Source organism: Longimicrobiaceae bacterium, assembly GCA_035696245.1.
In the GTDB taxonomy this organism is placed as follows: Bacteria; Gemmatimonadota; Gemmatimonadetes; order Longimicrobiales; family Longimicrobiaceae; genus DASRQW01.
On record DASRQW010000056.1, the window covers coordinates 1 to 10,770 of the forward strand.

Here is a 10,770-nt window from a genome sequence, read left to right on the forward strand (position 1 = left end):
CCTGCGGCCGGCGCCGGCAAGGACGTGCGCCGCGCGCCCGCCGGGCCGAAGGGCGAGGTCCAGCGCGCCGCGGGAGCATCACCGGAGGACAAGGTCCAGCGCGCCGCGGGAGCATCCCCTGAAGACAAAGTCCAGCGCGCCGCGGGAGCATCCTCCGACGACAAGGTCCAGCGCGCCGCGGGAGCATCCCCGGAAGACAAGGTCCAGCGTGCGGCGGGAGCGTCTCCGGAGGACAAGGTCCAGCGCGCGGCGAAAGCAGACGAGAAGGTGCAGCGCGCCGCGTCACCCGCCTCGAAGGACACGCTCCAGCGCGCGCCGGCCGAGCCCGGCGTGGAGGGCCCCGGGCACGCCGGCGGGGTGAAGCATCCCACGGCCGACGCCGGCACCGACGACCGGAGGGCGCAGCGCGCAGCCGAGGGGGCGGCGCCCACCGTGACCCAGGACGTGGACCGGCGGCTGGACCAGGCGGAGGGGCGCGGCGCGGCGCTGGACCCCGGCGTGCGCCACGGCATGGAAGGCCGACTGGCCACCGACCTGTCGGGCGTGCGCGTGCACACCGACGGCGAGGCGGGCTCGCTGGCCAAGCGGCTCGACGCCAGGGCGTTCACCACCGGGCAGGACGTGTTCTTCGGCGAGGGGCAGTACGACCCCGGCAGCCGCAAGGGCCAGCAGCTGATCGCGCACGAGCTGGTGCACACCGTCCAGCAGAAGGGCGACGGCGGACCCCGCCGCGCCGCGCGGGCCACCACCGTCAGCCAGCCCGGCGAGCCCGCCGAGGTCGAGGCCGAGACCATCGCCCAGCGCGTGACCGAGGGCGCGCACCCCGCGCCGGCGAAGGCCGGGAACGGCGGCGTGCAGCGCGCCGCCGCCGCCACGCCCGCGCTGAAGCAGGGCGGCTCGCCCACCGCACCCGCAAACGACGACGGCGCCTTCCACCTGCAGTTCCCCGGCGGCGCCGTCTCGTTCCCGGTGAAAGGCGAGACCGGCGAGGCGGAGTTCGACCTGGGGCCCTACGCCGAGCGCATCCCCGGGCTCAGGCTGGGGATGCTCACGGTGAAGCTCGCCGGGAACGGCACGGTGAAGGGCGCTACCATCAGCGCCGGCGTCGCCGTCCCCTTCGTCAGCGGCGCCGTCTCCATCTCCGTGGACGAGAAGGGCGCCATCGGCAAGGCCGGCGGCGACCTGGTGGTGGAGGTGCCGCACTTCGCCACCGGCAAGCTGGAGTGGAGCTACGAGGCCGGCGCGCTCAGCGGCACCCTGAACGTGGGCGCACGGCAGATCCAGGTGCCCGGGCTGCCGCTGAAGGACAGCTCGCTCACCATCCGCGTGGTCAGCGGCGTGCTCTCGGTGGACGGGCACGCGACCACCGGCGACGGCGTCCCCGGCCTGTCCGAGGGGCGGCTGACGGTGGCGTACGACGGGCAGCGCAAGGCGTTCGCCATCGCCGTGGGCGCGACGGTGGACGTGCCGGGGCTCGACGCCGCGACCTTCGACGTGGCGATGGACGCCGACGGGCGCTGGACGGGGAGCGGCGACGTCTCCACCTCGTTCACCGGCGGCAGCGGGTCGGTGCACCTGGAGATGGAGAACTGGGCGATCACGGCCGGCGAGGGAACGGTGGCCTACACCCGCGGTCCGCTGGCGGGCTCGCTCACCGTGCGCCTGACCCCGCCGGAAGAGGGCAAGCCGGGCGAGCTGGCCATCGGCGGCGAGGGCGACCTGGCGGTGGAGGTGGCGCCCTGGCTCAAGGGGAGCGGCCACGCCGTGCTCTATCCCGACGGCAACGTGGACCTGTCCGGCGCGCTCACCTTCCCCAGCGAGGTGGAGCTCTTCAAGGAGAAGAGGTTCGAGAAGACGCTCTTCCAGATGGACCAGGAGTTCCCGCTCTGGGGCGTCACCATCCCCGTGGTGGGCTCCATCGGCCTGATCGCCGAGATCCACGCCAAGCTGGGGGTGCGCACCACGTTCGGCCCCGCCGTGCTGCGCGACATCCTGGTGGAGGGCACCTACAGCACGCGCGAGGGAAAGGCGCCCGAGGCCGGCGGCAGCGCGGCCAGCGGTGCCGGCGACCCCGACGCCGCGCCCGAGCCCAGCTTCGCGGTGTCGGGCGAGTTCTTCGTCCCCGCCGGGGCCGAGCTGGTGGTGATCGTGGGCGGCGGCGTGGGGCTTTCGGCGCTGATCGCCAAGCTCAGCGGCGGGATCGACATGGTGGGCACGGCGGGCGCGTACAGCACGCTCTCGGTGCGCCCGCGCTTCCAGTACCAGGACGGCAAGTACTCGTTCAAGGGAGTGGCCGAGCTGCAGGCGGCGCTGGTGGCCAGCCTGGGGATCAACGCCTACGCGGCGGCCGAGGTGGGGATCGGGTGGCTGTCGAAGGAGGTTTGGCGCAAGGACTGGGAGCTGGCCAACTTCACCTGGGACCCCGGCATGTCGCTGGGGATGAAGGCGGGGCTCGACTACACGCTGGGCGAAAGCTTCGAACCCAAGTTCGACGTGGAGCCGATCACCGTGGACCCCAAGAAGCTGGTGAAGGCCGCCATGCCCGACAGCGGAAAGGCCACGCCCGACAAGCCCAAGAACGAGAAGCCCAAGATCAACCTGAAGCTGGACCCAGCCCCCGAATCCGTCACCGTCGACGCCCAGAGCACGTCGAAGGCGGGGGTGCCGCAGAAGCAGGATATCAAGGGCGGCGGCGGGAAAGACACGGGCGGCGGCACCACGGAGGGCCGCGGCGAGATGGCGGTGGAGGGCGAGGCCGACTCCGAGGCGCCGCCCTTCGTGCCCCCCAAGCCCGCCGCCGCCGAGAAGGTCCCCGAAGACGAGACGCACGACGAGGGATGGGAGGTATACATCTGGGACCACTTCCTGAGCGACCTGGAGTCGAGCACCGGCCGCCACATCGCCCGGAAGAAGTCGGGGAACACAAAGAAAGCGAAGAACCAGGGCGAGAAGAGCAAGTCGGCCGAGCAACGCGCGAAGCAGAAGCAGAGCACGGCGGAGAACCTGGACCCCGAGAAGGCATGGGAGAAGTTCCGAGCGCAGAAGGGCACCCGCAAGGACTTCGACGCGAAGATCAACGATGAGTATTGGGACTATCACCACCACGAGTGGAAGCCGCGCCGCTACAGACTCCGCGAAGACTACAAGGAGATGGAGTGGCCCCTGTGGGTACCGCCACAGAAAGCGGGGATCGCCATCCCCGGAATGAACCAGAAGAAGAAAAAGGTGACGCACGCGGACATCTTGAAGAAGTACAAAGAGGCTGCGCAATCAGACTCCAAGCCCTTGCGAGCCTTCCCCCGCGAGCCGCGGGGTAATGTGCGTACCACGTGGAAAAACGCAGACCTTCCAGTAGCCAATCCGGCCGCACGCGGGAAGGACGTCCCGCATGCAGTCGACCACATCATCGAACTACAGGTGGGCGGAAGCAACGAGTTGGAGAACCTGCAACTGCTGGAGGAGAGCGACAACAGCTCGGCGGGCTCCTCTATCATGCACCAGGTGGAACATGATCGTGCCGAGGCCAATAACGCCAAGGTGCAGTACAAAAAGGTGGTGGGTACCGAGGCGGACCGCCTCAACAAGATGAAGAAGTATGGGGGTAAGCCGTGACCATGCGATCGACTGACACTCCTGCCGCCTGGAACGCCGAGGGCGTGCGCCGCCGCGCCGCGGGCGACTGGCGCGGCGCGCTGCGGGCCTTCCACGCCGCCGCCGCGGCCGATCCCGCGCTCCCTGAGCCGCTGGCGAACGCCGCCGCCGTGTTCCTGGCGGCGGGTGACCCCGAGCGCGCCCACCGCACCGCCGCCGTGGCGCTGACGCTGGACTCGGCGCACCCCGTCGCCCTGCCGGTATCGCGCCTGGCCGCCGCGCTGCTGGGCCGCCGCGCGCCCACCGCCGACGTGGTGCGCGCCTTCGCGGCCGGCGAGCTGGCGCTGGTGCTACTCGCCGCGGGCCGCGACGGGCACGCGCACGCCGCGGCCGCCGTGCTGCGCCGCGCGCTGGAGGTGCGCGGCGAACTGCCGGCGCTGCTCTTCGCCGCCGCCATCCTCTGCGCCACGGGCGGCGACCGGGCATCCGCGGCCTGGTTCGCGTCGCGCCTCCCCGCCGGCTTCCCCTCCCTTGCCCCGCTCCTGTCCGAGCGCCCGGACGACGACACGCTCCGGCGCCTCACCGCCGGCGTCGGCGCCGCCCTCGCGGCCGAGGACGCACGCCACGGCTACGCCCGCGCGTACTGGCGTATTCGCAACGACTCCGCGCCGGGGGTCTGACGAACGCCCGGTGAAACACCGACCGGATCACAGGCACTGAAGCTCCCTCCGGGCGGTAATCGCGATGACTTGGGAACGGTTTCTGGACGTCGTGGTCATCTCCTGTGGGAGGAGATCGCGACGGAACCAACGAGGGATGCGGGTGAGACGAGTTGAACGTGAGTTCGACCCGTGTCAAACGGCTGCCGATGAAAGGGCAAGCGTGATCTCCTGGCGGACCCAGCCCTCGGGCTCCCACTCGATGCGGGAAGCCAGGGCCTGCGTCGCGCCTCCCGTGGCGATCCGGCCCAGAGTCCACGCCGCATGCCGCGGACCAAGGGCTCGTCATCGTTCAACGCGAGCGGTGACGTAGAGTACCGCTCCACCATACTCCTCGTTCTTACCAGTCGACGGGGGGTCGCTCCAGTGCGACCCCCGTGAAGGGCTCCTCGCCTGTCATCCATTCGCTACAGAGACCGTTCGTCAGCCGATCCGCGGCCCGCCACGACCGCTCTACCATCCTTCCACCTCCCCGATCTACAATGCCACCTCCCCCGAACGAAGAGGCACTTCAGTTGGTCCTTGGGCGCGGCCCGAGTGGAGGATGGTCTGGAACCTCCCGGCACGTAAGCAAGCATACTGAACCGCTTCGGCGGGGGTGAGACACCACCGAGATCGGCATGGTCAACGAGCACCGCTTTGCCTTCTGATCCTGGAACCGGTGGGTTCGCGAGGCAGGACGGCCCGCGCCGCCGCGCTCGTCACCGTCGGGGAACAGCCGGTACAGCAGCATGTGCCTGAACTGCCGTCCAGCTGACGCGGGCTGCGTGTCCACCCACCGTGCGAACACCCACGGGTCGGCCAGGATCCGGTCCCGTTCCGCGACCGCAAGACGTTTCCAGTCACGCGAGAGCTCGATCGCAAAGGCGAGCTCACGCCACTTGTGCGTGCTGAACCCGTTGCCCGGGTTGGCCACACCTTGTCAAGCATTTCCAGCGCCCGCCCGGCCTCCGGAAGGACCTCGCCGGACCATTCCCACACGCGCCGGATGTGCTGCCGCTTGGTGCCTCCCTTCAGCGCTCTCTCCTGGGCGTCAGGTACAGGATCCAGATCAGCTCGGATGCGAGCTGCTTGGCGGCCGCGGGCGCCAGCTGCTCCTGCAACTTGCCGAGAAAGTTGCGATCGCCGGTGTCGAAGTTCTGCAGAAAGTAACGGTCGAGGTGTGCGAGGTTCTCCAGCGTCCACAAACCGCGATCAGAGAGAATCGAGCGCTCGGCCTGCAGGCAGCAGTCTCGTCACAGGGCGAGCGGCCTCGACACGCGAGGGGATTTATGCCAGCGTGTCATTGATCGTTGTATCCGGAATGGAGGAGTGGACAGGCGTGCTCAAGCCGCCGCCGGGTGGTCGCGGCGGGCCACGCCGGCGAGCAGCGGCTGCATCCGCAGATCCTCGGGCACCGTGCAGACCTCGTGGCGGTCGCGCACCATCCGCAGCAGCCGCTCCAGCAGCCGCCCGGGGTAATGCTCAGCCACGTGAGCCGCGTGCGCAATGACGAAAAGCTGCCGGCGCGCGCGGGAGAGGGCCACGTTCAGTAGGTTGGGGAACTCGCGGGTTCGGGTCTCGTCCATGAAGCGCGAGCGCCCCCGCCCGGGCGCCACCACCAGGTCCAGCGCCACGATGTCGCTCTCGGACCCTGGCTGCTGTGCACCGTGGCGAAGCGCACGCTGGGCACGCGCCCGGTTGACGCCTCGCGCTCGTACGCCTTCTTCTGCGCCACGAACGGCGACAGAACCAGGATCGAGGCGCGCGGCTGCGCCTCGCGCAGGCTCCAGAGCAGCGAGCCCACGATGCCGCGGTGCACCAGGTTCTGGCGGCTGGCGCTCATCTTCACCCAGCGCGTGGTGGCGCGGGCCGGCGTGTGCCTGGTGTCGAGCAGCACCACGCGCCCCTCCCGCGGCGCGTTGCCGTCGCGCAGCGCTCCGTCGTAGAAGAAATCCACCGCCGATTTTCCCGAACTGTGCAACTCAATCATCTCGCGAGGGGTCGCGTATCAGGAATCAATCGTCGAGCTTCTCGCAGAAGACGTGTGCAGTGGGTCGGTCGGCTGAGCTGCACCGTATCGCCGGGGCGTTCCCGGCTGCGAGCACGTCGCACTGCGTAATCCCCGCTGCAGCCAAGCCGGAAAGCCGCCGCCTCACCCCCGAAAGGTGTCGAGTAGAGCGGCCATGGTAGCGGCGATCCAGCGGGGCGTTGTTCGGCATGTGCGTCCGCCAACCTGGCGATGGACGGCGGCGGATGGACTACGTCTACGGGAGCGTGCAGGCGAGGCGGGTGGCGATGCCGGGGAGCTTGGCGGTGCCCTCGCTGGTGAGCAGGACGGAGCCGTCCTCGCCCAGGCTCACGCCCTCGCCCTGCGCCTCGCCCACGGGGATCAGGTCCACCGCGACCGGGTCCACCCCGCCGCGCACGAAGTCCTGCGTGCGGTACAGGTAGAGCGCGCCGTACGTGCGCACCGCCAGCCACCTTCCGTCGGGCGTGGCGCTGGCGTCGGTCACGCGGTCGCCGTGCTGCTTCACCTTCGGCGCGATGCGGCGCACGAGCTGGAGCTGCACGGTGCTGCCGGCCACCAGCGGCCCGGGGAAGCGCCACAGCTCCACGTCGCTGTTCTCGCCCTTGGTGACCAGGTACGTCTGCCCGTCGGGCAGCACGAACATGGCTTCGGAGTCGCGCCCTTTTCCGGGGTAGACGCCGCGGATCTCCTCGGCCGGCGCGCTGGAGTCCGCCGTGGGGTCCGGCTCGGGGAAGCGCCAGATGGAGACGTGCTTGCGTCTGCCCTCGTTGTCGCCCGTGTCGCCCAGGTACACGCAGTCGCCACCGCCGGCGCACGGGCCCATGGCGGCCGACTCCCAGTCCTTGTTCTTGGCGCCGGTCACCACGATCCGGCCGCGCTCCGCCCCGCCCGCGTCGAAGCCGTAGAGGACGGGCTGGTTGCCGGAGTCCAGGAAGGTCCAGAAGACGCCCGGGTAGTGCCGGCTGGCGATCACGCCGCTGGTCTCGGTGACCTCGTCCGGCAGCACGATGTCGCTGCCCACGATGCGGCACGGCTCGGGCGCGGGCCCGCGCGTGGGCGCGACCCCCTCGGCCGAGAGCTCCGGGGCGGATTTCGGGGCCTTGGCGTGCTTGGCCCCATCCACCGGCTTGCAGGCGGCCAGGAGCAGCACGGCGGCAAGCAGGCCGGCACGGACGGCGAGGGGGTGGTTCGACGGCGGCATGGTCACGACTGCGGCGGTTCGGGTGCGAAGGCGCGGCGGCCGCCTTCGCCGGCGATGCGGCCGGCGGCGTGGGGCGCCCGCTGGGGGCGGCGGTAGTACGTGCCGTCGGAGCCCAGCTCCCAGGCGCGCGGGTCGGCCAGGTCGCCCTCCAGGATCTCGTCCAGGCGGGCGCGGTGGTCGGGGTCGGCGACGGGCGTGACCACCTCCACGCGCTTGCTCAGGTTGCGTGTGCGCCAGTCTGCCGAGCCGATGTAGTGCTCGGGCTCGCCCGCGTTGGCGAAGCGGAAGATGCGCATGTGCTCCAGGAAGCGGCCCAGGATGCTCACGATCCAGACGTTCTCGGACAGCCCCTCCACGCCCGGCCGGAGCGCACACAGCCCGCGCACCACCAGCTCGATGCGCACGCCGGCCTGCGAGGCGCGGTAGAGCGCGGAGATGATCTCCCGGTCCGCCAGGCCGTTGAACTTGGCGCGGATGTGCCCGCCACGCCCCTCGCGCGCGTGCCCGGCCTCGCGGTCGATCATCTCCACGAGCCGCGCGCGCATGTTCTGCGGCGCGACGAGCATGCGGCGGTAGCCTTCCACGGGCGCGTAGCCGGTGAGCAGGTTGAAGAGGTCGTTCACGTCCTCCCCCAGCGCCTCGTCTGCCGACAGCAGCCCCAGGTCGGTGTACGCGGCGGACGTCGTCGCGTTGAGGTTGCCGGTGCCGACGTAGAGGTAGCGGCGCAGCCCCTCGGCCTCGCGGCGGACGACGAGGGCGACCTTGGCGTGGATCTTCAGCCCGGGAAGGCCGTGGATCACGTGGATGCCGGCGGCCCGGAGATACCGCGCCCACTCGATGTTGCGCTGCTCGTCGAAGCGCGCGGTAAGCTCCACCAAGGCCACGACCTGCTTGCCGCGCGCGCTGGCCCGCCGCAGCGCCTCCACGATGCGCGACGAGCGGTTGGTGCGGTACAGCGCCAGCTTGATGGCGACCACGTCGGGATCGTCGGCCGCCTCGGTGACGAAGCGCTCCACGGTGGCCTCGAACGAGTCGTGCGGGAAGTGCACCATCACCTCGCGCTCGCGCAGCACGTCCATCACCGGCCGCGTTGCGTCCAGCGGGTCGCGCGGCTCGAACGCGGGGTAGTGCAGGCCCTCCACGCCCGGCATCTCCAGCCCCGCGATCTCGCGCAGGCCGCGCAGGTCCACCAGCCACTCCAGGGGATACACGTCGGCCTCGCCGAGGGATGCGGCGTGCTGCGCGTCCTCGAACTGGAGCTCGCGGATGAGCAGCGCGCGCACCTCGGGCGGCATGGCGCCCTCCACCTCCAGCCGCACGACGGGGCGGAAGGGGCGCCGCCGAACCTCCTCCTCCACCGCCTGCAGCAGGTCCGTCACGTGCTCGCGGTCCAGCGACAGCTCGGCGCTGCGCGTCACGCGGAAGGTCCACGCGCCTTCCACCTGCATGCCCGGGTAGAGCGAGCCCAGCCCGCCGCGGATCACGTCCTCCACCGGCACGAACGTCCGCCCGTCCGGCAGGGGCACGAAGCGCGGCAGGCTGCCCGGCAGCTCGATCACCACGAAGCGCTCCGGCCCGCCGGCAGGCTCGCGGATCAGCGCGCCCAGCGCCGGGCGCAGGTTGCGGATGTGCGGGAACGGGTGGCCCGGCCCGGCGGCAAGCGGGGTGAGCACGGCATGCACCCGGTCGCGGTAGTAGCCGCGCACGAACTCCGTCTCCCCGTCGTCCAGCTCCGAGGGGCGGAGGACGCGGATGCCATGGCGGGCCAGCGCGGGCAGCAGCGAGCCGAACAGCAGCCGGTATGCCGAGCCCATCAGCGTCCGCGCCCGCGCGCCGATGGCGTCCAGCTGCTCCTGCGGGCTCACGCCGTCTATGGTGCGCTTGGCGCTGCCCACGGCGACCTGGCGCTTGAAGCCGGCGACGCGCACGCGGAAGAACTCGTCGAGGTTGGCGTAGAAGATGGAGAGGAAGCGCACGCGCTCGAACAGCGGCGTCTCCGGGTCTTCCGCCAGCGCCAGGACGCGCCGGTTGAAGGCGAGCACGCTCAGCTCCATGTTGAGCAGCGTGCCCGGCGGCAGCTCGTCGCCCTCCTGCTGGATGGCCTCGGCCGCGACCTCCTCGCTGAGCGGCACGTCGCCGCGGGCGGGGAGCGCGGGGAAGCGCGAGACCACCGCCACGTCCGCGGCGACGTCGCCCTCCGCCAGCCCCTCGCGCGCGACGACGGCGAGCGCGACCAGCGTGGCCGCGTCGCGCAGCGCGGGCGAGCCGACGGCGTCGATGGCCTCCTCCAGCGTCATCCACACCACGTCCGCCTGCGCCTCGGCGTCCGCGTCGGGCCGGACGCCTTCCACCACCCACACCTCGGTGCTGGGGCCGCGGGCGTGGCCGGGCTGCGTGCCCAGCAGGCGCACGCGGCCCGCGCCGTGGCCGAAGCAGGCGCGGGTGGCGCGGCGGCACGCCTCCTCGCCCTTGCCCGGGCCGGCGGGCACCGCCACCAGCTCCCCGTCGCGCCGCAGCGCCACGCGGCCGCCGTCCATGGCCAGGATCGCCACGCGGCGGGCGGAGCGCACGGCTTCCTCCAGCCGGTCCAGCTCCAGGCGCCCCAGCCGCTCGCCCGCCCGCTCGATGGGGTCCGCGCGCACGGCCCGCAGCCCGAACTCCTCGGCCGTCTCGCGCAGCGAGCGGGCGATGGCCTCCTCGCGCGCGGCCGGGTAGCGCACCTCCATCTGGTACATCTCGGCCGTCTCGTCGCCGGAGCGGACCAGGGTGGCGTCGCAGATCACGGCCACGCGGCCGCCTTCGCCCTCGCCGCCGTTGAGCAGGGCGGTGCGGGTGGTGCGCGCCGTCTCCAGCTCCAGCCAGGGCCGCAGGCGCGCCGGGTCCACCAGCCCGCGCAGCAGGCGGGCGGGCTCGGAGAGGCCGGCGAACAGGTCGTGCGGCTCGCCCTCGCTCACGGTGATGTGCGCGCTGCGGCAGCCGCCGTCCGGGCCGCCTCCGGGAGCCTCCACGGTGAGCGTCTTCTCCGTGCCCTGCATGCGCAGGCGGGCCACGGCGCCGCGGCGCTCCAGCGCGCCGTCGGGCGTGTCCCAGTACACGTCGCGGAAGAACTCGCCGCGCGTGCCTTCCGGGCGCACGCGTCCGGGGAACGGCTCGGTCATCAGCCGCTCCAGCGTCTCGCGCGTCGCCACCTCGAACCGCAGGGACCGCTCGTCCATCGTCACCCGTTCCGTCGCTCCCGCCGCCGCTCG

7 protein-coding genes are annotated in these 10,770 nt (G+C 71.7%); 2 read left to right on the forward strand and 5 right to left on the reverse strand.

Going from position 1 to position 10,770, the window contains the following annotated elements; translation table 11 throughout:
- Positions 1 to 3,612, forward strand: a 3,612-nt coding sequence (locus VFE05_02650) for a DUF4157 domain-containing protein (protein ID HET6228948.1), incomplete at its 5' end; no start/stop codon positions are given.
- Positions 3,613 to 3,614: 2 nt separating this feature from the next.
- Positions 3,615 to 4,271 carry a hypothetical protein gene (locus VFE05_02655; GenBank protein HET6228949.1) on the forward strand — a complete coding sequence of 219 codons (657 nt, stop codon included), beginning with the start codon at positions 3,615 to 3,617 and terminating at the stop codon, positions 4,269 to 4,271.
- A gap of 1,052 nt (positions 4,272 to 5,323) precedes the next feature.
- On the opposite strand, the gene VFE05_02660 is transcribed toward VFE05_02655, so the two are convergent.
- From VFE05_02660 to ppk1, 5 genes are all read right to left on the reverse strand, one after another.
- Positions 5,324 to 5,497, reverse strand: a complete 174-nt coding sequence (locus VFE05_02660) for a hypothetical protein (GenBank protein ID HET6228950.1) — start codon at positions 5,495 to 5,497, stop codon at positions 5,324 to 5,326.
- Between the two features lie 138 nt (positions 5,498 to 5,635).
- Positions 5,636 to 5,782, reverse strand: a complete 147-nt coding sequence (locus tag VFE05_02665) for a hypothetical protein (GenBank protein HET6228951.1) — start codon at positions 5,780 to 5,782, stop codon at positions 5,636 to 5,638.
- 56 nt (positions 5,783 to 5,838) lie between these two features.
- A complete protein-coding gene (locus VFE05_02670; GenBank protein HET6228952.1) occupies positions 5,839 to 6,249 on the reverse strand; it encodes a hypothetical protein in 411 nt (136 codons plus the stop codon).
- A 307-nt stretch (positions 6,250 to 6,556) separates the two neighbouring features.
- Positions 6,557 to 7,522: a hypothetical protein gene (locus VFE05_02675; protein HET6228953.1), complete on the reverse strand. Its 966-nt coding sequence runs from the start codon at positions 7,520 to 7,522 to the stop codon at positions 6,557 to 6,559.
- A 2-nt stretch (positions 7,523 to 7,524) separates the two neighbouring features.
- Positions 7,525 to 10,737, reverse strand: coding sequence for a polyphosphate kinase 1 (ppk1, locus tag VFE05_02680; GenBank protein HET6228954.1), 3,213 nt, complete (start codon positions 10,735 to 10,737; stop codon positions 7,525 to 7,527).
- Positions 10,738 to 10,770: the final 33 nt, after the last annotated feature.

Coding starts and splice junctions, on each gene's coding strand:
- ppk1 (HET6228954.1), bottom strand. CDS start 10,737: ATGGACGAGCGGTCCCTGCGGTTCGAGGTGGCGACGCGCGAGACGCTG.
- VFE05_02655 (HET6228949.1), top strand. CDS start 3,615: ATGCGATCGACTGACACTCCTGCCGCCTGGAACGCCGAGGGCGTGCGC.
- VFE05_02675 (HET6228953.1), bottom strand. CDS start 7,522: ATGCCGCCGTCGAACCACCCCCTCGCCGTCCGTGCCGGCCTGCTTGCC.